A 21,463-nucleotide genomic window follows, 5' to 3' on the forward strand; every position below is an offset into this window, starting at 1 on the left:
TCGTCGCAGATCAAGCCGGTCGTGAGTGAGTACCACGGTCCGAACCGTGATACTCGCTCACGACCTCCACGGGGCGGAACTCCTCGGCCAGCCCGAAGCAGGCCGGTCCGAAGACCGCCAGCGCCTCGGGCGTGCGCATGATCGGCGGGGTGGAGATGCCCACGACCACGACGCGCTGGCCGTAGCGCAGGCCCTCGGTGGTGATCGGCTCGGCCGACTCGGCCTCCAGCACGCAGATCAGGTCGGGCACGATCGCCGCCACCTCGCCGTCGACCTCGGCGATGAGCGTCTCGTTCTGGAACTGCGTGCGCAGCGTCGAGGTCCCGTCGAAGGACGTGAACCGGGCCCGGCCGCGGGCGAACCCGTCCACCGTGCGGCGCTCGACGTCGGCCACCTTGCCCGCGAACAGCACCCGCAGGTGGGTGTAGATCGTCGTGGAGAGCGCCTCGGCCAGCGCGGACACCGGGTCGCGCAGCTGCTCGCGGGCCTCCCGGATGGCCCGCCCGAGCGATAGCCCGAGCGAGAGCGTGCGCGGGATGGCGGTGCGCTTGACGTCCGCGCCGCTCATCGCGTACTCGGCGATCAGCGCCGCGCCGCCCATGCGGATCGTCGCGCCGCGGGCCAGCCACTCCATGCGGATGTTGTCCGGCCCGGTGTCGATGGTGACGGTCTCGCCGTGGTCCCCGGAGACGACCATCGGCGAGCCCGGCACGCCGTAGACGCCGAAGGTCTCCATCTGCAGCTCGGGGAACGCCCGGCCCATCCCGTCGGCGTCGACGACGGGCAGCCCGCTGCGTGCCGCCACCACCAGCGGGATCATCGAGTTGATCCCGCCGCACTCGATCGGCATCGTCGCCGTGGCGCGGCGCCCGAGCAGCCGCTCCAGCGTGCGCAGCGCGGTCACCGCCTCGTCGCCGCGCGGGATCTTCTCCACCATCACCGTCGGCGCGCCCATCATCGCCGTCGGGATGACGAACGCGTCGTCGTCGACCTCGTCGGGGTCGAGCACGGCGACCGGCCCGTGCTCGCGCATGGCCTCCTGCACCATCAGCCGCCCGACGTGCGGGTCGCCCCCGCCCCCGGTGCCCAGCAGGGCGGCACCGCGGGCCAGGTCGGGCAGGTCCTCGGGGCCCAGCGTCCAACTCACGTCATCACCCGGACCGGGTCGGTGTCGTAGCCGAAGTACCGCGGCCCGACCAGCTCGATCGCCTCCGGCGAGTGCCAGCGCTCGTCGGCCGGGGCCGCCAGCACGCACACCCGGTGGCCGAAGCGCAGTGCCTCGGTCGTCACCGGCTCGCCGGTGTCCTGGTCCAGCACGATGATCAGGTCGGGCGTGGTGACGACCGGCGCCCCGTCGCGCATGGCCATCAGGTGCTCGTTCTGGAAGTGCAGCACCAGGTCGCCGTCGGCCCCGGCCACGACGGCCTCGCCGCGGGCGAAGCCGGTGGTCGTGCGCCGGATGACGTCGACGACCTTGCCGGTGTGCAGCACCGCCCCGCCGATGGCCCCGACGACCGCCGCCACCGGGTCGGTGTGCGCGGACCGGGCCGCCGACACCGCGCGCCCGATCGCCACGCACAGGCTGAGCGTGCCGTGCACGAGGGCGCTCTTGGCCTGGGCGCCGGTCATGACGTAGTTGCTGATGATCGCCGAGCAGCCCATGGTCACGGTCATCGAGCGGGCCAGCGACTCGGCCCACCTGTTGTCCACGGTCCGCAGGACGCCGGTGTTGCCCTTCTCGTCGGAGATCGACATCGGCGTGCAGGCGATGCCGTCCAGCGTCGCCAGCACCATCTGCAGCTCCGGGAAGGCCCGGCCCATGCCGTCGCCGTCGACCAGCGGCAGCCCCAGCTGCGCCGCGGCGACCAGCGGGAACGTCGAGTTGACCCCGCCGGCCTCGATGCACGCCACGTGCGTGGGGGTGATCCCGAGGTGCTCGGCGAGCGCGGTGACCGCGTGCCCGACCAGCTCGGTCGACGGCGTCTTCTCGACCATCACGGTCGGCGCGCCCATCATCGCCACCGGCACCACGCAGGCGTCGGTCGGCAGGTCGTCCGGGGCGACCAGGCGCACCGGGCCGTGCTCGCGCAGCGCGGCCTCGGCCAGCAGCCGCCCGACGTACGGGTCGCCGCCGCCTCCGGTGCCCAGCACGGCCGCCCCGCGGGCCAGGTCGACCAGGTCGTCGACGGTGACCTCGGTGAGCCCCGCACCGGTGATCGTCGCGGTCACGAGCCGCTCCCGACGGGCGAGTCGATGCGCAGGTCGCCGACCGCCTTGCAGCGGATGCGGGTGGCGTTGCCCGGCAGGTACGGGATCGGCACCTCGTCGAAGTCGACGATCTCGATCGTGGACGGGTCGGCGCCGGCGACGACCGCCCGGTCGACGGCCTCCTGCCGGGCCTCGTCGACGACCGCGTCGCGGCGGCCCGGCTCGATCGCGAACACCCGGTCGACCTCGCCGCCGACCTGGGCGATCGCCGCCCCGATGGCGTTGGCGACGGCGAAGTTCTCCGGCCGGTGCACCTTCCCGATCCCGGGCAGCTCGTCGGGCAGCAGCACCGACCCGCCACCCACCCCGACGACGGGCAGCGGGTCGGCCGAGACCCGCATCCGGTCGACGACGTCGGCCACGTCCGCGGCGATCCGCTCCAGCGCCGCGGCGACCAGCTCCCTGGGCAGGGCGGCGGTGCGGCTGCGGTCGCCGATGTCGGCCCGGCCCGCGGCCACGGCCACGTCGGTGGCGGTGAGCAGGCCGCCGCCGAAGACCAGCGCCTTCTCGGTGAGCCGGTAGCCGACCGAGTCGGGCCCGACCGTCGGGTCCTCCAGCCCGCGGACCAGGCTGCCGCCGCCGATGCCGACCGACAGCACGTCGGGCATGCGGAAGTTGGTGCGGATGCCGGCCACGCTGACCTCGACGGTCGCCTCCCGGGGGAACCCGCCGTTGAGCACGCCCACGTCGGTGGTCGTCCCGCCGATGTCGACGACCGCGCAGGTCCCGAGCCCGGACAGCACCGCGGCCCCGCGCATCGAGTTGGTCGGGCCCGACGCGAACGTGGCGACCGGGTAGCGGCGGGCGAACCCGACGTCCATCAGGGTGCCGTCGTTCTGGCTGAGGTAGAGCGGCGCGGTGATGCCGTGCCCGGCGATGGAGGCGGCCAGCCCGTCGACGATCCCCGCGGCCAGCTCGCGCAGCGCCGCGTTGATGATCGTCGCGTTCTCCCGCTCCAGCAGCCCGACCCGGCCGATCTCGTGGGAGAGCGAGATGGGCACGTCGGCGCCGAGCTCGGCGGCCACGATCTCCGCGGCGCGCAGCTCGAACTCCGTGTTGACCGGCGAGAACACCGAGCTGATCGCCACCGAGCGGACGCCGTTGGCGGCCATGTCGCCGGCGTGGCGGCGCAGCTCGGCCTCGTCGAGCGCGGAGATCGGGCGCCCGTCGAACTCGTGCCCGCCGTGCGCCAGGTAGGCCCGGCCCTTGATCGCGCCGACGAGCCGTTGGGGCCAGTCGACCATCGGCGGCAGCGACGCCGTGGCCGGCAGCCCCAGCCGCAGCGCGGCCGTCGGGGCCAGCCGGTCGGCCTCGACCAGCGCGTTGATGAAGTGCGTCGTCCCGATCATCACCGCGGCGACCTCGGCGGGCGCGAACGGCTGCGCGGCCTGCAGCGCGTCGAGCGCGGTGACGATGCCGGAGGTGACGTCCGAGGTGGTCGCCGACTTCACCGCGCCCAGGAGGCGTTCGCCGTCCATCAGCACTGCGTCGGTGTTGGTTCCGCCGACGTCGATCCCGATCCGCATGCGCGTCAGTCCTTCGTGGAGACGAGTTCGGGGTCGGACAGGTCGGCGGTGGGGCTCGTGCCCACGCCGCGGACCAGCCCGAGCTTGCCCGCGACCACGTAGAGCACGAAGGCCGCGACGAGCGAGTTGATGCTGGGCAGGCCCCAGCTGACGAAGTAGCCGATCAGCCCAGCGCCGACCCAGATGACCAGCGTGGCCGGCACCCACGTCGGCGCGGACTCGGGCAGCCTGCCCTGCGCCCGGCTGGCCTCCAGCTCCCCGCGCCAGCGCTTCACCACGAAGTACTCGGCGACCATGATCCCGGCGATCGGCGGGAAGGCCACCCCGAGGACGGTGAGGAACCCGATGAAGCTGTCCAGGATGCCGGCCGCGGCCAGCACGCTGCCGACGACGCCGAGGCAGAGCGTGGCGATCGCCCGGTTGATCCGCTTGCCCAGCACCGTGCCGACGAAGTTCACCAGGCCCAGCCCGGAGCTGTAGAGGTTCCAGTCGTTGATCTTCAGCGTACCCAGGATGATCACCAGCGTGCCGACCCAGCCGACCGAGGAGGTGACGATCGTGATGATGTCGTCGGAGCGGATGGCGTGGGCCAGCAGCACGCCCGACAGCCCGATCACGTACTCGCCGAGGGTGAACCCGACGACCGTCTGCTTGACGACGTCGGCGGAGTTGCGGTTGAACCGGGTCATGTCCGGGGTGATGACCGCCCCCACGATGAACCCGCCCGCGACCAGCGTGGTGCCCTCCAGCAGGGTCAGCGCCGGCCCCGGCGGCGGCCCGGTCATCAGGGTGCCGATGTCGTGGTTGAACAGCTCGCTCCCGATCGACCAGGCCACCAGCACCAGGAACGCCGGCACGGTGATGTAGGCGACCCACTTCATCGAGGCGAAGCCCCACAGCACGATGAAGGTGACCGCGAGCCCGAACAACAGCGACCACAGCCAGGTCGGGAGCCCGCCGATCAGGCTGGTCAGCCCCTGGGCCGACACCCCGGACTGGATGCCGAACCAGCCGATCAGGCTGATCCCGATGGCCAGCCCGACCACCGCGCTACCGCCGTGCCCGAACCCGGTCCAGCGCGCGAGCAGCGAGGTCTGCAGCCCCTCCCGGGCCCCGATGATCCCGACCCCGATGGAGACCAGCTCCAGGATCACCGCACCGAGCGTGAACGCCCAGAACGCCGTCCAGAAGTCCATCCCGAACCCGAGCGTCGAGCCCAGCAGGAACTGGCTCAGCGCCGAGACCTGGCCGAACCGCTGCACCGCGACCGACCACCAGGAGTACCGGGCCTCCTGCGGGACCCGGGTGAGCGCGTAGTCGTCGACTCCCACCTGACCTGCCATGGCATCCTCCGGCTCTCGGGCGGTGATGGAGTGGGGCCACGCTAGATCCGAGGTCAGACCGGGGTCACGAGGCAGGATGCCCGGTGCGGCGGCCCGGGCAGTGCACAACGCACAGGATGGCGCGGCGATGAGATCCGGCCCGTCCGGCGGTCATACCCCCATCCGAGGAAGGGAGAATCGCATGACCGCACCCGTCGCCACCGACATCGACCCCCGCTACGGCGAACCCGACGCCACCCCCGTCCCCTGGGAGACCACCGAGCAGCGGTTCGCCGACGCCGAGGTCTACTGGCTGTCCACCGTCCGCCCCGACGGCCGCCCGCACGTCACCTCACTGATCTCCGTCTGGCGCGACGGGTGCGCCCACATCTGCGCGGGCCCCCACGAGCGCAAGGCCCGCAACATCGCCGCGAACCCCGACGTCGTCCTCACCACCGGCACCCCGGCCCTGCGCGGCGGTCTCGACGTCGTCGTCGAGGGGCGGGTCCAGCGGGTCACCGATCCCGACGAGCTGAAGGCGCTCGCGGCGGCGTGGGAGGAGAAGTACGGCGCCGACTGGCACTTCGACGTGCTCGACGGCGGCTTCGAGGGCGGTGGCGGGCTCGCGCACGTCTACCGGATCGAGCCGAGCACCGCCTTCGCCTTCGGCAAGGCGCCCTACAGCCAGACCCGCTACCGCTTCGCCGGGGGGTCGCGGTGAACTGGACGCTGGAGGTCGTGCAGGTGCCGGTGACCGACATCGACCGGGCGAAGGCGTTCTACGCCGAGAAGGTCGGCTTCGCCGTCGACCACGACACCGCCAACATGGGCGACGGCACCCGCTTCGCCCAGCTCACGCCGCCCGGGTCCGGCTGCTCGATCGTGATCAGCTCGGGGATGACGAAGCTGGCGCCGGGGGCGCAGGAGGGGCTGCAGCTGGTCGTCAACGACGTGCGCGCGGCCCGCGCCGAGCTGGCCGGGCGCGGGGTGGACGTCAGCGAGGTGCGCGTTTACACGAAGGACGGCATCCGCCCGGCCCGGGAGGACGACGACCTGAACAACGTCGGCTTCTGCTTCTTCAGCGACCCCGACGGCAACGGCTGGGCGGTCCAGCAGATCACGTCCCGTCCCTAGCCGGCGCCCCACCGGGCCCCGGGGCACCGCGCGCACCGTCCGGCCACCGCGCACATGTCAGGGGGTGTGCGCGGCGGTCAGAAGGTGCGCGCGGTGGCGCCGGTCCCGCGGTCGGCTACACCTCGCCGGCGGGGCGGCCTCCCCCGGCCGGCCCGGCAGGGCGGCGTCAGGGCGGCGGGAACTGCGCGGGCGGGCCGTACGGCTGCTGCGGGCTCGACATGGCGGGCACCTTCCTGGCCGGTCTCGCCGGGGAGCGTGGCACCGATGGTGCAGCACGGGTCACGAACGGCGACGAAGCACCCGTGTCGCCGAACCCCCGCTACGCCGACCGGTCCTACCGCTGGCGCCGTCACCCGCTCGAGCTCCGGTCACCGGACCGCGACCACGACCACGTCGTCGCCGCACTGCCACACCGGCGTGACGGTGGCGAACCCGGCCTCGCGCAGCAGGGCCGACTGCTGGCCGAGCGTCAGGTCGCTCTCCGCGCTGTGCGCCGCCCCGTCGCGGGAGCGGGCTTCCAGCAGCGGGGCCAGGTCGGCGTCGGCGAGCGCGGCGTCCCACCACGAGCGCCAGTCCTCGTTGTCGTCCACCCCGGCCCGGGTGGCGCGGGCCGCGCGCACGTGCCGGGCCAGGTCGGTGGCGTCCGGGCCGTCGAGGGCGCGGTGGTCGGCGTCGACGAAGACGCCGCCGGGGCGCAGCCGGGCGGCGACCGCGGCGTAGAGGGCGGCCAGGTCGTCGGGGGCGAGCCAGTGCAGCGCGGTGGACGACACCGCGGCGTCCCACGGGCCGTCGAACCCGAGCGCGTCGGGCCAGCCGGGGTCGGTGAGGTCGGCGCGCACCACCCGCACGCCGCTGCCCGCCTCGGCCAGCCCGAGCAGCAGGGGGTCGGCGTCGACCCCGACGACCTCGACGCCGGGCAGCGTCGCGGCGAGCCGCGCACCCAGCGACCCGGGCCCGCAGCCGAGGTCGACGACCAGGCCGGCGCCGCCGGAGTCGCGCAGCGCCCACCCCACGACGTCACCCACGACGCGGAACCGCTCCTCGCGGTCGGCGATGTAGCGCTCCTGCTGCGCGTCCCACCGCTGGATCCACCGCTGCGCCACCGTAGCCCGCATGACCCACCTCCGTCACTGCTGTCTAATCCGACGACAGTGACGCTAGCTGTAGCTGCTATAACTGGTCAAGTGGACTTCGACAGTCACATGAGCGATGTGGTCCGGGTGGCGGTCGCGCTCGTCAACGCGGCGACCCCGGGCGAGCGCGGCGGACGACCGGTCGAGGCGCCCACCGGTGCGGCGCTGACCGCGGCGGTCGCGGCCGCGGTCGCCCCGGTGAGCCGGCCGTCCGACGGCCCGATGACCGACCCCGTCGCGGCCGAGCTGGCCGGCTGGGCCGCCCGCATGCGGGCCGTGGTGCAGCACGTCGACGCGGGCGACCTCGACGCCGCCTGCGCCCGGCTCAACGAGGTGCTGCGCGACGCCGAGGCCGTGCCCACGCTGACGCGCCACGACGGCGAGGGCTGGCACCTGCACTTCCACCGGCCCGACGCCGCCACCGCCGCGGGCTGGGCGGCCGGCATGGCCACCGGACTGGCGATCGTGCTGGGCGGACCCGCCGTCGAGCGCCTCGGCCTGTGCCGGGCGCCCCGCTGCGACCGCGCCTACCTGGACACTTCGCGCAACGGCACCCGCCGGTTCTGCTCGACGGCCTGCCAGAACCGGGTCAAGGCCGCCGCGTTCCGAGCCCGCCGGGAAACGACCCCGGCGGGGTAGACGCTCAGCCGACCGGCGGTCGGGAGGGGGCGCCGCTGCTCTCGTCCGCGCCTGCGGTGAAGAACGAGATCTTGCCGTCGGCCTCCAGCACCGCGAGGTCGATCCGGGACAGCCGGCGGATGCCCTGTTCGCGGGCCGCGGCCAGCAGGTCGTCCACCGACAGCCGCTCCCGGTGCAGGACGTCGAACAACGGCTCGCCGTCCTTGACGACCACGACGGGGACCCCGTGGGTGATCGGCCGGGCCTTCGACCAGCGCGCGTTGACCCAGGAGATGCCGATGGTGAGGAGCGCGAACACGCTGATCGTGAGCACGCCCGAGGTCAGCGAGTAGTCCTGCTGCGTGACCGCCTGCTGGACCATGTCGCCCATGGTCACGTAGAGGATCAGCTGGAACGTGCTCAGCTCGCCCAGCGTCGAGCGGCCGACCACCCGGGTGACCAGCCACAGGAAGCCGAACATGACCACGGCCCGGACGACGATCTCCATCAGGGCACCAGCGCCGTCGTGAAGTCCACCGAGACCACCCGCCGCCCGTCCTCGACCACCGCGACCGTCCCGCTGGCGCCCCACTGGCTGGCCGGCTGGATGTAGGCGTCGAAGTCGATGCCGAGCGTGTCCCCCGGGGGCGGGTCGAACGTCCAGTAGACGTCCTGGGCGTCGGCGGTCTGGCTGGCCGGCTCGGGGTCCAGGCCCTGTTCCTCGTAGATGTCCAAGTACTCGCCGGTCACCGCGACCGTCACCGGGCCGTCGAACCCCCCGTCGCGGCGCAGCTCGACCGACCACGGCACGTCCAGGCCGGCGCGGGCGACCCACGCGTGGGTGACCGACAGCGTGTAGCCGCCCGCCGAGGCCGTCGTGGTGGTGGAGCGGACCCCGAACAGGCCGAGCGCACCGGCCAGCACGATCACCAGCAGCAGCCCGACCACGGCACTGCGCGCCCGGGTGCGGCGCGGGCCGCGCTCGACCGGCCGGACGTCGGCCAGCGTCGAGTCCGAGTCCCCCGCATCGGTCACCCCCGCTGACTACCAGAACCGGTTGCGGGCCTGCCCACGACACGCCGCGTTTCGGCGGCGACCGATCCGGGCAACTCCGCGGGAAGTCGATCGAGGAGGCCGAGATGGCGAAGTCGAGCGTCAAGGACAAGAAGACCTACGAGAAGGTGAAGGAGAGCGGGGCGTCGAAGGAGAAGGCGGCCCGCATCGCCAACGCCTCGGCCGCGCAGGGGCGCAAGAAGGTGGCGAAGAAGGGCGGCAAGTCGTCGAAGTACGACGACATGAAGAAGGACGAACTGCTCGACCGCGCGAAGGAGGTCGGCATCAAGGGCCGGTCGAAGATGGGCAAGAAGGAACTCGTGAAGGCCCTGCGCGACCACTGACCGACGAGCCGCTTGACCGGGACCCCGGTGCGGGGGGAAGGGTGGTGGTGTGGAGACAACCTTCCCCGTCTGCGCGACGTGCGCCGTGGAGCATGCCGAGCGCATCGACGTCTGCCGCATCTGCGCCGACGAGCGCCAGTGGGTCCCGGCCGACGGCCAGGTCTGGACGACGCTGGCGGAGCTGGCCGCCTCCGGCCGCGAGGCCCGCGTCGCCGAGCTGGAGCCCGACCTGCACGGCATCACCACCGCGCCGAGCGTCGGCATCGGCCAGACCGCCCTGCTGGTCGGCACCCCGGCGGGCAACCTGCTGTGGGACCCGATCGGCTACCTCGACGACGGGCTCGTCGAGCAGGTCCGCGGGTTCGGCGAGGTGGTCGCGATCGCGGCCAGCCACCCGCACATGTTCGGCGTGCAGGTGGAGTGGAGCCGCGCGCTGGGCGGTCCGCCGGTCCTGGTCGCCGAGGCCGACCGGGAGTGGATCGCCCGCCCCGACCCGGTGATCCGCACCTGGTCGGGCCGCACCGAGATCGCCCCCGGGCTGGCGCTGGTGCAGATCGGCGGGCACTTCCCGGGCAGCGCCGTCGCGCACTGGGCGGCCGGCGCGGGCGGCAAGGGCGTGCTGCTGGCCGGCGACACCATCATGGCCTGCCCCGACCGCACGTGGGTGTCGTTCCAGCGCAGCTACCCCAACCGCATCCCGCTCTCCGCCGCGGTCGTCGACCGGGTGGCCAAGGCGGTCGAGGGGCTGGAGTTCGACCGGCTCTACAGCAACTTCGGCAACCAGGTCCCGACCGACGCCCACGCGGCCGTGCGCCGCTCGGCCGACCGGTACATCGGTTGGGTCCGCGGCGACTTCGACCACCTCACCTGACCCCGGCCCCCACCCGTCGATAACGAAGTTGTCGTCGTTTGGACCGGTCCAAAACGACGACAGCTTCGTTCTCGACGGGTGGAGGGTCGGGTCAGCGGGCCGTGTAGCCGCCGTCGATGACGAGTTCGGCGCCGGTGACCCAGCGGGCCTCGTCGGAGGCCAGGTAGACCACGCCCCAGGCGATGTCGTCGGGGCGGCCGACGCCGCCGAGGGGGTGCAGCGGGTCGAGCCGGGCCCGGGCGTCGGGCTCGGAGAGCCCGGCGCGGTCGGTGGAGGCGCGGACCATCTCGGTCCACACGTAACCCGGGTGGATCGAGTTGACCCGGATGCGGTCCGGGGCGTAGGCGAGGGCGTCGGTCTTGGTCATCGCCCGCACCGCCCCCTTCGACGCGTGGTAGGCCGGGATGCCGCCGCTGCCGACCAGGCCGAAGATCGACGAGATGTTGACGACGCTGCCCTCGCCCGCCGCGCGCAGGTGCGGGACGGCGTGCTTGGTGCACAGGAACACCGCGGTGCTGTTCACCGCCATCACCCGCTCCCAGTCGGCCAGCGCCAGCTCGTGCGACGGCCCGGCGGCGCCGGTGATCCCGGCGTTGTTGACCAGCACGTCGAGCCGGCCGTGCGCGGCCACGGCAGCGCCGATCGCGGCCTCGACGTCGGCCTCGCGGGTGACGTCGCAGGCGTGGAAGGTCGCGCCCGGCAGGGCCGCCGCGACCCGCCGGCCGCCGTCGGCGTCGACATCGAGGACGGCGACGGTGGCGCCCTCCTCGGTCATCCGGGTGGCGATGGCCTCGCCGAGGCCGTTGGCCCCGCCGGTGACGATCGCGGTCTTCGCGTCCAGCCGCCCCATGTGGTCCTCCCCGTGCCACCGATGATCACCCCAACCTGCCCCACCACCCTGTCGAGAACGACGCTGTTGTCGTGTGGACCGGTCCAAAACGACGACGAGTTCGTTCTCGACGGGTGGGTGGCGGCGGCTAGGGCAGGTGCGGGGGCCAGGCCGCGTCGACCGAGCGGGCGCACCGTGCGGGGTCGTCGCCGGCGTCGACGAACAGCGCCTTCGCGATCCGCGGCCACTGGGCCAGCAGCACCTCCCGCGGCAGCACCCCGGTCAGCACCAGCGTCGTCAGCCCGTGCCCGCTGGCCCAGTAGCGGAGCGCCAGCTGCTCCGGGTCGCAGTCCGGGGCGAACCGGCCGGCGGCGCGGGCCCGCTCCGCGGCCGCGACGAGCGCGGCGAGACCGCCGTCGGCGACCGAGCGGTCGTCGAGGTCGGCGGCCTCGTCGAACATCGCCCGGTAGAGGTGCGGGTGGGCGACGGCGTTGGCCACGTAGGCCGCGCCGAGCGCGACGACGTCGTGCACGGGGTCGTCGGTCGGCGCCACGGTGGCCAGCCGGGCGGCCAGCCGCTCGAAGCCCTCCTGCCGCACGGCGCGCCACAGCCCGGGCATGCCGCCGAAGTGCGTGTACACGGCCATCGTCGAGGCCCCCGTCCCGGCGACGACCGAGCGCAGGGTCACCGGTTCGCGGCGGGCCAGCATCGTCGCGGCGCGCTCGACCAGCGCGGCGCGCACCTCGGGCGGGGCGGTCTTCGGCACTTGCCCAGGATACATAGCAGTGCTATAACTTGCGATACATAGCGTTGATATGTCTCCAGAGGAGGACCCCGTGCCCGTCGAGTTCCTGAACCCGCCGTCGCTTCCCCAGCCCGAGCACTACCGCCAGGTCGCCGTGGCCACCGGCTCGCGCACCGTCTACCTGGCCGGCCCGGTCGCCCGCACCGCCGACGGCACGCCCGGCGGTCCCGGCGCCCTGGCCGCGCCGGGCGGGCAGGCCGCCCGGAACGGCGCTACCTGAACGTCGCGGCCGCGTTGGAGGCCGTCGGCGGCAGCTTCGCCGACGTGGCCAAGCTGACCGTGTACGTCGTGGACTGGTCGCCCGACAAGCTGCCCGCGCTCGGCGCGGGCGTCGGCCGCGCCGCCGAGCGGCTGGGCCTCGACCCGACCCGGCCGATCACCCTGATCGGCGTGGCCGGGCTGGGCGAGCCCGACCTGCTCGTCGAGGTCGACGCGGTCGCCGTGCTGCCCTGACGGCCTTGCCGATCACGCCCGCCTGGCGCAGGCTCGGCGGGACGGTGCGGGCTCCGACGAGGGAGTGATCGGGTGAGGGTCGAGACGCAGCTGCCCCTGGGCAAGGTCGATCCGGGGCTGCGGCCCGCCGACACGACGGTCGACATGCGCTCCTTCGGCCGCCAGGCCCAGCTCGTCGAGCAGCTCGGCTTCGACGGCCTGGCCCTCACCGAGACCAAGGAGGACCCGGTCGTCGCGCTCGCCGTCGCCGCCGACCGCACCGAGCGGATCCGGCTCACCACGGCCGTCGTCATCGCCTTCCCCCGCAGCCCGACGGCGCTCGCGCTGACCGCGTGGACGATGTCGCGGCTGTCCGGCGGGCGGTTCACCCTCGGCCTGGGCACGCAGGTCAAGGGGCACATCGAGCGCCGGTACGGGATGGCGTGGTCGGCGCCGGGCCCCTGGATCAAGGAGTACGTGCAGGCGGTGCGGGCGGTCTGGCGCACCTGGCAGGAGGGCGTGCCGCTCGACCACCACGGCGAGCACTACGACCTGACGCTGATGAACCCGCTGTTCGACCCCGGCCCGATCGAGCACCCCGACATCCCCGTGCACCTGGCCGCGGTCCGACCGGGGATGGCCCGGATCGGCGGGGAGGTCGCCGACGGCGTGCGGCCGCACCCGATCTGCACCCGCGCCTACCTGGAGGAGGTGCTGCGCCCCGCCGTCGACCGCGGGGCCGCCGCGGCCGGGCGCGACCCGGGCGCGATCGAGGTGGTGGCCAGCCCGCTGATCGTCACCGCGGCCACCGAGGGCGAGTTGGAGAAGCGGGTCAGCGACGTGCGCGCACGCATCTCGTTCTACGCCTCCACGCGCACCTACCGCCCGGTCTTCGCCCACCACGGCTGGGACGACGTCGCCGAGGAGCTGTCGACGCTGTCGCGCGCGCAGCGGTGGGCCGAGATGGAGCGCCTGGTCAGCGACGACATGGTGCGGACCATCGCGGTCGTCGGCACCCACGACGAGATCGCCGAACGGGTCTGGCGGCGCTACGAGGGCGTGTGCTCGGCGGTGGAGTTCAGCCTCCCGGTCGCCGGCCCGGCCGACCACGAACGGCTGGCCGCGGAGGTCGCCGCGATCCGGCGCGGCTTCTGAGCGACCGGAGCAGCCGGTTGATCCGTCCGGCAGCGGGTAGCTCACGCCCATGGCTGACGACGACGTGCGGGCCGAGTTCGACGACGCCGTGAACATGACCGCGGGCGAGCTGGAGAAGTGGCTCGACACCGACGAGTCGAAGGCGGCCGGGCAGCACGAGGACGGCGGCGAGTCGACCGGGCACGCGTCCGGCCGGCGCATCGTCGAGCTGCTCCGCACGAAGAAGGCCGACCTCACCGACGACGACCGCGCCCACATGCGCAAGGTCGTCGGCTACGTGCACCGCCACCTCGCCCAGCGCCCGAAGGGCGACGTCGAGGACACCACGTGGCGGCACTCCCTGATGAACTGGGGCCACGACCCGCTCACGTGAGCGAGCGCAGGGCCAGCAGCTCCCCCTTGCCGACGCCGATCGTGGTCGTGACGAGCGCCGGGTCGGCCTCCACCAGCTCGCGCAGCAGCGCGATCTCCTCCGGGTGCGAGGTGGCGTTGTCGGCCACCAGCACCCCGCCCGGGCGCAGCACCCGCGACGGGTGCGGCCACCACCCCGGGTACTCGGTGCGCTCCGCGTCGAGGAACAGCAGGTCGAGCTCGCCGTCGCCGTAGCCGGCCAGCGCCGCGCCGCCGTCCTCGACCCGGAAGGACACCAGGTCGGAGAGCCCCGCGCGCTCGACGCTGCGCCGGGCGTGCTCCTGGACGGTGGCGTCGGTGTCGATGGTGACGACGCGGCCGCCGGTGGCGCGGGCGGCGGCGGCCAGCCACAGCGTCGACACCCCCCGCGACGTGCCGATCTCGACGATCGTCGTGGCGTGCAGGCTCTGCACGAGGAACCAGAGGAAGCGCCCGGCGTCGGGCTCCAGGACGCGCCACCGGTCGAGCCGGTCGGCCTGGCGCGCGTCGTGCTCCTCCGCGGCCCGGGTCAGGTCGTCGATGATCTGCTGCACCGTGGGGTCCACGGGCGGATCATCCCACCGGCCGCGTTCAGCCGTCCCCCTTCGACCGGCGCTCCAGCTCGTCGAGCTGCTCGCGGACGTCCTCGATGCGCCGGCGCAACTGCCCGCTGGGCAGGCGGACGGCAGGGCGGAGGACACCGCCGGTCGAGAGGACGCTCAGGTCGTCCGCGAGCGTCGGCTGGACGTGCCGGGCCAGGGCGTTGCGGGGCAGGGCGGGCGCGACGAGGAGCGGCACCGGCCCGATCCTGCCCGACGCGGCGGGGGGAAATCCGCTGGTCGCGTGTCGAGGGCTTCGGCTAGCCTCGCGTCGCTCGTTCCGGTTCCCGTCCCGAGAAGGCGATGCCATGGTCACCCCCCGGCCGCACCGGGGCGGATGACGACACGGCCGACCGTCGGCCGTCCCCGCGCGCGTCGGCGCGCGCCCTCGTCGTGCCCCGGTGCCTCGTCAGCACGTCTCACGAGCACCCCTTTTGGAGCACACCGGAAATGACGCAGGATCCCCCGTCCGCCTGGTACGCGGACTTCTTCACCGAACTGCCCAACGCGTTCTGGCGCGCGGCCGTGCCGCCCGCGGCGACCGCCGCCGAGATCGACTTCCTGGAGCGGGCCACCGGCCTGCCCCCGGGCGGTCGCGTCCTGGACGTGGCGTGCGGCAGCGGCCGGCACGCCCTCGACCTGGCCCGCGACGGCCACCGGGTCACCGGCCTGGACGTGTCGGCCGAGGCCGTCGGGTTCGCCCGGGCCGTCGCCGACGCCGAGGGCCTGGCGCTCGACCTGCGGGTCGGCGACATGCGCGCGCTGCCCGCGGACGTGCGCGCCGACCTCGCGATCTGCATGGGCAACGCGTTCGGCTACCTCGACCACGAGGGCACCCGCGCGTTCCTGGCCGACCTGGCCGGGCTCGTCGTGCCCGGCGGCGCACTCGTCCTGGACTACGCGTTCGTGGCCGAGTCGCTGCTGCCCGGGCTGGGCCTGGACGAGGAGCCGATGACCTTCGGCGGGGTGGAGGCCACCCAGGTCAACACCTACGACGTGGTCGAGAGCCGGTGGCTGACCGAGTTCACGTTCCGCCGCGGCGCCGAGGTGCACCGCGGCACGAGCGTGCAGCACGTCTACACCGCGGCCGAGGTCGTGCGGCTGGTCCGGTCGGCCGGGTTCGTCGGGGTCGAGCTCTTCGGCGACCCCGACGGCACGCCGTACGGGCTGGGCGGTCCGCGCTTGCTGCTGGTCGCCCGCCGCTGACCGTGTCGTGAGTGGGGTTTCACGGTCCCAGCCGTGAAACCCGCTCACGACCGGTGAGTCGTGCGGGCGGCCGGAGTCGTACCAGTACAACCTGACCGGGAGGACCAGCCATGACCACCACCGACCGCAGCCCCGCCCTCGCCGCCCTCGACGTGTTCGTGGGCGAGTGGGAGGTCCGGCCGACGCCCCCGCCGGAATGGGGCGTCACCGACCCGGACGCCATGGCCGGCACGGTCACCTACGAGTGGGCCCTGGGCGGCGCGTACCTGGTGGCGCACTCGCACGCCCCCGACCCCGTGCCGGACAGCATGACCGTCATCGCCCCCGACGGCGACGGCTACCGCCAGCACTACTTCGACTCGCGCGGCGTCACCCGCCTCTACCGGATGTCCCTGGCCGGGGGCACGTGGACGCTGCTGCGCACCGAGCCCGACTTCTCGCCGCTCGACTTCGCCCAGCGCTTCGTGGGCGAGTTCAGCGCCGACGGCGCCACCGTCGACGGCCGCTGGGAGACCTCCCCGGACGGCGGGCGCACCTGGGAGCTCGACTTCGCGATCACCTACCGGCGCTGAGCGTGGCCGACGCGCAGACCGACCTGATCGCGGCGGTCCGTGCCGGTGAGGCGGGCGCCTTCGACCGCCTCGTCGGGCCGTTCCGCGCCGAGCTGGAGGCGCACTGCTACCGCATGGTCGGCTCCCTGCACGACGCCCAGGACGTCGTGCAGGAGACGCTGCTGCGCGCGTGGCGCGGCCTGCCCGGCTTCGACGACCGCGGGCCGATCCGGCCGTGGCTCTACCGGATCGCCACCAACCGGTGCCTGACGCTGCTGGAGCGGCGCGGGCGCCGCGAGCTGCCCACCGACCTGGCCCCCGGCGCGGCCGAGGTGGCCGAGCGGTCGTGGCTGGAGCCCTACCCCGACCACCGGCTCGACGCACCAGGGCAGAGCGCCGAGCAGCGCTACGAGCTGCGCGAGGGCGTCGAGCTGGCATTCGTCGCCGCGCTGCAGCACCTGCCCGCCCGCCAGCGCGCCGCCCTGCTGATCTGCGAGGTTCTGGCGTTCTCCGCCGCCGAGGCGGCCGCCATGCTCGACACCACCACGGCCGCGGTGACCAGCGCGCTGCAGCGGGCCCGCCACACGCTGCGCGACCGCGCCGGCAGCCAGCAGGAGGCGCAGCGCGCCCTCGGCGACGCGGGCGTGCGCGAGCTGGCCCACCGCTACACCGCGGCGTGGGAGGCGGGCGACGTCGACGGGATCCTCGCACTGCTCACCGAGGACGCCCGCTACGCGATGCCGCCGCTGGCGGCCTGGTACGAGGGCCACGACGCGATCCGCGCGTTCCTGACCGACGGCCCGCTGGCCTGGCGGTGGCGGTTCCGGCCGGCCCGCGCGAACGGCCAGCTCGCCTTCGCCACCTACCTGCGCGAGCGGCCCGACGGACCGTGGGTCGCCTGCGCCCTGGACGTGCTGGCCCTGCGCGGCGACCGCATCGAGGAGGTCGTCTCGTTCCTGGGAGCCGAGGTGTTCGTCGCGTTCGGGCTGCCGACGAGCCTCGACCCGACCGATGATCCGGCGGGCCCGGCGGGGTTGTAGGGGCATGAGCGACGACGAGAAGACCATCCGCACCCAGATCGAGCGCTGGGCCGAGGCCGTGCACCGCGGCGACCTCGACGCCGTGCTCGCCGACCGCAGCCCGGACGTCGTCATGTTCGACGTGCCGCCGCCGCAGGACGGCGTGCGCGGCATCGACGCCTACCGCGCGACCTGGCCGCCGTTCTTCGCGTGGCTGGCGGCGGGCGCGCTGTTCGAGGTGGTGTCGGTGGAGGTGACCGCGGGCGTCGACGTCGCGTTCGCGCACGCCCTGCTGCGCTGCGGGATGCCCGACGACCTGGCCGCGGACCCGGACGCCCGGCTGCGCATCACGTTCGGCCTGCGCAAGCGGGACGGGCGGTGGCTGGTCACCCACGAGCACCACTCGTTCCCCGACGCGAGCCTCGCCGACGCCGGGGCCGTGCGGGCCCTGCACGAGCGGTGGTACGCCGCGACGGCGGCGAACGACCTCGACGGGATCATGGACGGCATCGTCGACGACGTCGTGTCCTTCGAGCACGAGGCCCCGCTCGTCCACCGGGGCGCCGACGCGGTGCGCGAGGTCTGCCGCGGCGGGCTGGAGGCGTCCACCGGCACGGTGACCTGGGACGTCCCCGACCTGGAGGTCGTCGTGTCCGGCGATCTCGCGGTCGGGTGGGGCCTGAACCGGGTGACCGCGGACGGGCGGGAGTGGTGGTCGCGCGGCACCCGGGTCTTCCGGCGGCGCGCGGGCCGGTGGGAGCTGACCCACCAGCACGTCTCCTACCCCTACGACCCGGCGACGGGGGCCGCGCTCACCGAGCTCACCCCGTAGTCGCCACCTCCTGGACAGGGCCGGTCCCGGTATCCGCTGCTCCCGCTCCCGCTCATCATCACTGCGTCGCCGCCGACCGGCGGCGGGCCGACCGGTGAGCTGGGGAGAACAATGGACCGGACGCACGACATCGTGATCGTCGGCGGGGGCATCGCCGGCTCGGCCCTGGCGACGGTGCTGGCCCGCGACGGCTACGACGTCCTCGTGCTGGAGCGCCAGACCTCCTTCCGCGACAAGGTGCGCGGCGAGACGCTGCTCTGCTGGGGCGTCGCGGAGCTGCAGCGGCTGGGGCTGGAGGAGGTGCTGCTCGGGGCGGGCGGCACGTACGCCACGCGGATGGTGCCCTACGACGAGCTCCTGCCGCCCGCGCACGCCGAGGCCGCCGCCGCGGCGCTCGACCGGGTGCTCCCCGGCGTGCCCGGCGCCCTGGACGTGGGGCACCCCGAGGCGTGCGAGGCGCTGGCCACCGCGGCGGCCGGGGCGGGGGCGACGGTCGTGCGCGGGGTCGGCGACGTGGAGGTCGTGGCCGGCGCGGCGCCCGTCGTGCGCTACGAGCACGACGACGTCGGGTACGAGGTCGGCTGCGGGCTCGTGGTCGGCGCCGATGGGCGGATGTCCACGGTCCGCAGGCAGGTCGGGATCGCGCTGGAGCAGAGCGCGCCCCGCACCATGGGCGGCGGCATGCTGGTCGACGGCCTGCACGACTGGCCGACCGGGCAGATGTCGCTGGGCACCGAGGGCGACCTCTACTACCTGCTGTTCCCGCGGGCGGGCGGGCGGGTGCGGCTGTACCTGCTGCACGACATCGCCCAGCGCGGCCGCTTCGCCGGGCCGGGCCGCGAGAAGGCGTTCCTGGACGCCTACCAGCTGGCCTGCATCCCGGGCAGCGAGATGTTCGCCGCCGCGGAGCCCGCCGGGCCGTGCGCCTTCTACCCGATGAACGACAGCTGGACCGACGAGCCGTGCGCGCCCGGGGTGGTGCTGATCGGCGACGCCGCCGGGTGGAACGACCCGATCATCGGGCAGGGGCTGTCCATCGCCCTGCGCGACGCGCGGATCGTGGCCGACATCCTGCGCGCGAGCACCGACCGCTCGGTCGAGGCGTTCACCCCCTACGCGCAGGAGCGCGGGGAGCGGATGCGGCGGCTGCGGGTGGCGGCGCAGGTCACCACCGCCCTCGCGGCCACGTTCACCCCGCGGGCCGCGGCCCGGCGCGCGGCCTACAGCGCCGTCTTCCGGTCCGACCCGGTGCTGGGCGGACCGCGGCTGGCCCCCCAGGTCGGACCGGAGCGGATGCCGGCCGAGGCCTTCACCAAGCAGAACGTGGACCGCATCCTGGCGATGGGCTGAAGCGGCACCCGCCGGGGTGGTCAACCGGCGAGCACGAGCGTGCCCTCGCCGCCGGCCTCGACCCGGGAGCCGTCGGCCGGGTCCAGGGCCGACGCGCGGGCCGTCGCGCCCGGAAGGGCTCGTTGGTGGAGTGCGGCTCCGGTGAGCACGAATTCGACCGGAGGAATGTGGTGATCACCATCCCTGTCGGGGAATCGCCGGGGCCGTCAACGCGCCGCCGCGTCCGGACGGAATTCGACGAATCGCGCGCGGCGAATGCGGCGCGATTGCGCCGTTCGGATCACGAGCGGTACCCGCTCACCCGGTGAGCGCGAACGTCAGCGTGACCGTGGTGGACTGCTCGGCCCCGACCGGGGAACCGTCGTCGGGGTCCACGACCGACGCCCTCGTCGACGCACCGACCTCCCCCGGTTCGAAGGGCGCGTCGGTGAGGTGGGGCAGCACCGCGTCCCACGCCACGGGTCCGCCGGGCGCGCAGTCGACGAGGGCGTCGAACATGCCGAAGGCGCCGGTCGAGAACTGCACGGCGCTGCCCGACACCCTGACCGCGACGGCCTCGGTGCAGCTGACGATGCCGTCGACGATCGCGTAGCCGGACCCGCCGTCGATCACCCCGCCGGTGGCCTCGACGCCGAGCTCCGGCGAGCGGTCCTGGGTGGTGCCGAACGCCCGCTCCGCGGCAGGGGCGGCCGACGCCGCGCCGGGCAGGGCCACGGCCGCGGCGGCGACGACCGAGGCGACCACGACCGACGCCGCGGCCCGGCGCACGAGAACTCCCACGAAATCCCCCGGAGGATGCGTTCGATGAACGTGGCATGCCTAGCCCGGTGTCGACGCGGCTGTCAACGCGATCGGCGACCGCGACGAATGCCTCCACCGTTCGGCCCAGGGCGATTGCGGATCGGTTCTGCCGGCACCGCGCTCACCCGCGCAGCGCCTGCCGATCCGCGCGGCCTGCCGGGTGAGGTGGTGGCGCTCGGCGAGGTCGGGGGCCGCCCGGGCGGCGTCGGCGTACGACCGGGCCGCGGTCGGGAGGTCGCCCGCCTTCTCGTGCAGGTACGCCGAGGCGGCGGCGCGACGGGGCCGGTCGGGTCCATCTCGGCCAGGGCCGCGAGACCGGCCGCGGGCCGTCGGCCTCGCCGACCGCGACGGCCCGGTTGAGCCGCACGACCGGGCTCCCGTTGAGCCGGAGCAGCTCGTCGTACCAGCTGACGATCTGCACCCGGCGCGCTCGTAGGAGTCGACGTCGATCACGTACCAGCCGGCGATCAGGTCCTTCGTCTCCGCGAAGGGCCCGTCGGTGACCGGCGGCCGGCCCTCGCCGTCGTAGCGGACGGACGTGCCCTCCGGCGAGAGCGCCTGGCCGTCGACGAACTCGCCGGTGCCTTCGAGCTTGGTGGCGAAGTCGGACATGTACTGGATGTCCTGGACCTCCTGCGGGCTCCACCGGTCCATCGCGACGTTGTTCATCGCGTCGGGGCACCCCGGTAGTGCTTGAGGAGCCACGTCAGGACTACCGGCCGCCCCAGACGGAAGCGGACACCGCCGAGCAGCGCGGTCCGAGCCTGTGATCGCTACTCGAACAGGCGGGATGACGACACCGGGTGATCATCGCGGGCTCGGCCCACCCGTGCGTCGCTACGCTGAGGTGGTTCCTGGCCACCGGCCGTGGACGTCGCCCCGCACCGCTCCCCCTGAACACGGGCGGCGTCCGCACCGCAGCCCCCTCGCGTCGGTCGGCCGGGTCGATCACCACCATGCGACAGGAGATGATGTTGACCCAGGGCCGAGGCCTGTCCCGACGCGACTTCCTGCAGGGCACCGCAGTCGGTGTCGTGCTCCTCGGGGCGTCGGAGGTGCTGCTCACCGCGCCCAACGCCGCGGCGGCCGCGCCACCCGCGCCGGGCTACGGCCCGCTGGTCGCCGACCCGGCCGGCCGGCTCGCGCTGCCGGAGGGCTTCTCCTACAGGATCGTCACCGAGGCCGGGAAGACCGTCCTGGAGTCCCGGTGAGCCGACCCCCGGCA

General features: G+C 74.1%; 27 protein-coding genes and 2 pseudogenes. 15 read left to right on the forward strand and 14 right to left on the reverse strand.

What is annotated here, in order from left to right:
* Positions 1-10 precede the first annotated feature (10 nt).
* From KDL28_RS08710 to KDL28_RS08725, 4 genes are read right to left on the reverse strand one after another with little or no spacing between them, the layout of a single operon-like run.
* Positions 11-1,147, reverse strand: coding sequence for an S-methyl thiohydantoin desulfurase family protein (locus KDL28_RS08710; protein ID WP_252436859.1), 1,137 nt, complete (start codon positions 1,145-1,147; stop codon positions 11-13).
* Positions 1,144-2,229: an S-methyl thiohydantoin desulfurase family protein gene (locus KDL28_RS08715; RefSeq protein WP_252436860.1), complete on the reverse strand. Its 1,086-nt coding sequence runs from the start codon at positions 2,227-2,229 to the stop codon at positions 1,144-1,146. Before KDL28_RS08715 ends, KDL28_RS08710 begins: the two co-directional genes overlap by 4 nt.
* Entirely contained in the window at positions 2,226-3,794 is a 1,569-nt protein-coding gene (locus KDL28_RS08720) for a hydantoinase/oxoprolinase N-terminal domain-containing protein (protein ID WP_252436861.1), read from the reverse strand. The genes KDL28_RS08715 and KDL28_RS08720 overlap by 4 nt, the downstream gene beginning before the upstream one ends.
* A 5-nt stretch (positions 3,795-3,799) precedes the next feature.
* Positions 3,800-5,137, reverse strand: a complete 1,338-nt coding sequence (locus tag KDL28_RS08725; RefSeq protein ID WP_252436862.1) for a purine-cytosine permease family protein — start codon at positions 5,135-5,137, stop codon at positions 3,800-3,802.
* 181 nt (positions 5,138-5,318) lie between these two features.
* Here KDL28_RS08725 and KDL28_RS08730 point away from each other — a divergent pair, with 181 nt between their 5' ends.
* Positions 5,319-5,837 carry a pyridoxamine 5'-phosphate oxidase family protein gene (locus KDL28_RS08730; protein ID WP_252436864.1) on the forward strand — a complete coding sequence of 173 codons (519 nt, stop codon included), beginning with the start codon at positions 5,319-5,321 and terminating at the stop codon, positions 5,835-5,837.
* Entirely contained in the window at positions 5,834-6,250 is a 417-nt protein-coding gene (locus KDL28_RS08735; protein WP_252436865.1) for a VOC family protein, read from the forward strand. Before KDL28_RS08730 ends, KDL28_RS08735 begins: the two co-directional genes overlap by 4 nt.
* Before the next feature lie 368 nt (positions 6,251-6,618).
* Here KDL28_RS08735 and KDL28_RS08740 read toward each other — a convergent pair whose 3' ends face one another.
* A complete protein-coding gene (locus tag KDL28_RS08740) occupies positions 6,619-7,365 on the reverse strand; it encodes a class I SAM-dependent methyltransferase (RefSeq protein WP_252436867.1) in 747 nt (248 codons plus the stop codon).
* A 69-nt stretch (positions 7,366-7,434) separates the two neighbouring features.
* On the opposite strand from KDL28_RS08740, the gene KDL28_RS08745 reads away from it, so the two are divergent.
* Complete coding sequence (locus tag KDL28_RS08745; RefSeq protein WP_252436868.1) at positions 7,435-8,022, forward strand: CGNR zinc finger domain-containing protein; 588 nt, start codon at positions 7,435-7,437, stop codon at positions 8,020-8,022.
* Positions 8,023-8,026: 4 nt separating this feature from the next.
* Here the strand turns inward: KDL28_RS08745 and KDL28_RS08750 are convergent, their stop codons facing one another.
* Entirely contained in the window at positions 8,027-8,509 is a 483-nt protein-coding gene (locus KDL28_RS08750; protein ID WP_252436870.1) for a DUF421 domain-containing protein, read from the reverse strand.
* The gene (locus KDL28_RS08755) at positions 8,509-9,036 is read right to left on the reverse strand and encodes a hypothetical protein (RefSeq protein ID WP_252436876.1); all 528 of its coding nucleotides are present in this window, start codon (positions 9,034-9,036) and stop codon (positions 8,509-8,511) included. Before KDL28_RS08755 ends, KDL28_RS08750 begins: the two co-directional genes overlap by 1 nt.
* Positions 9,037-9,140: 104 nt before the next feature.
* Between KDL28_RS08755 and KDL28_RS08760 the strand changes: the two genes are divergently transcribed.
* Together KDL28_RS08760 and KDL28_RS08765 are read left to right on the forward strand one after the other, a co-directional pair.
* Positions 9,141-9,398: a DUF7218 family protein gene (locus KDL28_RS08760; protein ID WP_252436878.1), complete on the forward strand. Its 258-nt coding sequence runs from the start codon at positions 9,141-9,143 to the stop codon at positions 9,396-9,398.
* Positions 9,399-9,447: 49 nt separating this feature from the next.
* On the forward strand, positions 9,448-10,269 hold the full coding sequence (locus tag KDL28_RS08765; protein ID WP_252436879.1) for an MBL fold metallo-hydrolase: 822 nt from the start codon (positions 9,448-9,450) through the stop codon (positions 10,267-10,269).
* A 91-nt stretch (positions 10,270-10,360) separates the two neighbouring features.
* On the opposite strand, the gene KDL28_RS08770 is transcribed toward KDL28_RS08765, so the two are convergent.
* Both KDL28_RS08770 and KDL28_RS08775 read right to left on the reverse strand, forming a co-directional pair.
* Entirely contained in the window at positions 10,361-11,119 is a 759-nt protein-coding gene (locus KDL28_RS08770; protein WP_252436880.1) for an SDR family NAD(P)-dependent oxidoreductase, read from the reverse strand.
* A gap of 127 nt (positions 11,120-11,246) precedes the next feature.
* Positions 11,247-11,864 carry a TetR/AcrR family transcriptional regulator gene (locus KDL28_RS08775; protein WP_252436883.1) on the reverse strand — a complete coding sequence of 206 codons (618 nt, stop codon included), beginning with the start codon at positions 11,862-11,864 and terminating at the stop codon, positions 11,247-11,249.
* A gap of 70 nt (positions 11,865-11,934) precedes the next feature.
* On the opposite strand from KDL28_RS08775, the gene KDL28_RS41390 reads away from it, so the two are divergent.
* The 4 genes from KDL28_RS41390 (at position 11,935) to KDL28_RS08790 (ending at position 13,863) form a co-directional block, all read left to right on the forward strand.
* Positions 11,935-12,123: a hypothetical protein gene (locus KDL28_RS41390; protein ID WP_308215962.1), complete on the forward strand. Its 189-nt coding sequence runs from the start codon at positions 11,935-11,937 to the stop codon at positions 12,121-12,123.
* A 14-nt stretch (positions 12,124-12,137) separates the two neighbouring features.
* On the forward strand, positions 12,138-12,356 hold the full coding sequence (locus KDL28_RS41395; protein ID WP_308215963.1) for a RidA family protein: 219 nt from the start codon (positions 12,138-12,140) through the stop codon (positions 12,354-12,356).
* 72 nt (positions 12,357-12,428) lie between these two features.
* Positions 12,429-13,490 carry a TIGR03617 family F420-dependent LLM class oxidoreductase gene (locus KDL28_RS08785; protein ID WP_252436884.1) on the forward strand — a complete coding sequence of 354 codons (1,062 nt, stop codon included), beginning with the start codon at positions 12,429-12,431 and terminating at the stop codon, positions 13,488-13,490.
* Between the two features lie 49 nt (positions 13,491-13,539).
* On the forward strand, positions 13,540-13,863 hold the full coding sequence (locus KDL28_RS08790) for a DUF3140 domain-containing protein (protein ID WP_252436885.1): 324 nt from the start codon (positions 13,540-13,542) through the stop codon (positions 13,861-13,863).
* On the opposite strand, the gene KDL28_RS08795 is transcribed toward KDL28_RS08790, so the two are convergent.
* Both KDL28_RS08795 and KDL28_RS08800 read right to left on the reverse strand, forming a co-directional pair.
* Positions 13,856-14,446: an O-methyltransferase gene (locus KDL28_RS08795; protein WP_252436886.1), complete on the reverse strand. Its 591-nt coding sequence runs from the start codon at positions 14,444-14,446 to the stop codon at positions 13,856-13,858. The two genes, KDL28_RS08790 and KDL28_RS08795, sit on opposite strands and share 8 nt — an antisense overlap.
* Before the next feature lie 25 nt (positions 14,447-14,471).
* Positions 14,472-14,678 (reverse strand): hypothetical protein, encoded by a 207-nt coding sequence (locus KDL28_RS08800; protein WP_252436887.1) that lies wholly within the window; start codon positions 14,676-14,678, stop codon positions 14,472-14,474.
* A gap of 251 nt (positions 14,679-14,929) precedes the next feature.
* Between KDL28_RS08800 and KDL28_RS08805 the strand changes: the two genes are divergently transcribed.
* The 5 genes from KDL28_RS08805 to KDL28_RS08825 all read left to right on the forward strand — a co-directional run bounded on the left by KDL28_RS08805 (position 14,930) and on the right by KDL28_RS08825 (position 19,437).
* Positions 14,930-15,685, forward strand: coding sequence for an SAM-dependent methyltransferase (locus KDL28_RS08805; protein WP_252436888.1), 756 nt, complete (start codon positions 14,930-14,932; stop codon positions 15,683-15,685).
* A 110-nt stretch (positions 15,686-15,795) separates the two neighbouring features.
* On the forward strand, positions 15,796-16,257 hold the full coding sequence (locus KDL28_RS08810) for a hypothetical protein (RefSeq protein ID WP_252436889.1): 462 nt from the start codon (positions 15,796-15,798) through the stop codon (positions 16,255-16,257).
* Positions 16,258-16,259: 2 nt separating this feature from the next.
* A complete protein-coding gene (locus KDL28_RS08815; protein WP_252436890.1) occupies positions 16,260-17,276 on the forward strand; it encodes a sigma-70 family RNA polymerase sigma factor in 1,017 nt (338 codons plus the stop codon).
* A 4-nt stretch (positions 17,277-17,280) separates the two neighbouring features.
* Positions 17,281-18,087: a YybH family protein gene (locus tag KDL28_RS08820; protein ID WP_252436892.1), complete on the forward strand. Its 807-nt coding sequence runs from the start codon at positions 17,281-17,283 to the stop codon at positions 18,085-18,087.
* A gap of 111 nt (positions 18,088-18,198) precedes the next feature.
* Entirely contained in the window at positions 18,199-19,437 is a 1,239-nt protein-coding gene (locus KDL28_RS08825; RefSeq protein WP_252436893.1) for an FAD-dependent oxidoreductase, read from the forward strand.
* 297 nt (positions 19,438-19,734) lie between these two features.
* On the opposite strand, the gene KDL28_RS08830 is transcribed toward KDL28_RS08825, so the two are convergent.
* From KDL28_RS08830 to KDL28_RS08840, 3 genes and pseudogenes are all read right to left on the reverse strand, one after another.
* Complete coding sequence (locus KDL28_RS08830) at positions 19,735-20,217, reverse strand: hypothetical protein (protein ID WP_252436894.1); 483 nt, start codon at positions 20,215-20,217, stop codon at positions 19,735-19,737.
* A 153-nt stretch (positions 20,218-20,370) separates the two neighbouring features.
* A pseudogene (locus KDL28_RS08835) lies at positions 20,371-20,659 on the reverse strand (RNA polymerase subunit sigma-24); the annotation flags it as partial.
* A 2-nt stretch (positions 20,660-20,661) separates the two neighbouring features.
* Positions 20,662-20,948, reverse strand: a pseudogene (locus KDL28_RS08840) (YciI family protein); the annotation flags it as partial.
* A gap of 264 nt (positions 20,949-21,212) precedes the next feature.
* On the opposite strand from KDL28_RS08840, the gene KDL28_RS40310 reads away from it, so the two are divergent.
* Positions 21,213-21,449: a twin-arginine translocation signal domain-containing protein gene (locus KDL28_RS40310; RefSeq protein WP_308215965.1), complete on the forward strand. Its 237-nt coding sequence runs from the start codon at positions 21,213-21,215 to the stop codon at positions 21,447-21,449.
* The last annotated feature ends 14 nt before the right edge of the window (positions 21,450-21,463 follow it).

The organism is Pseudonocardia humida (genome assembly GCF_023898865.1).
Lineage (GTDB): Bacteria > Actinomycetota > Actinomycetes > Mycobacteriales > Pseudonocardiaceae > Pseudonocardia > Pseudonocardia humida.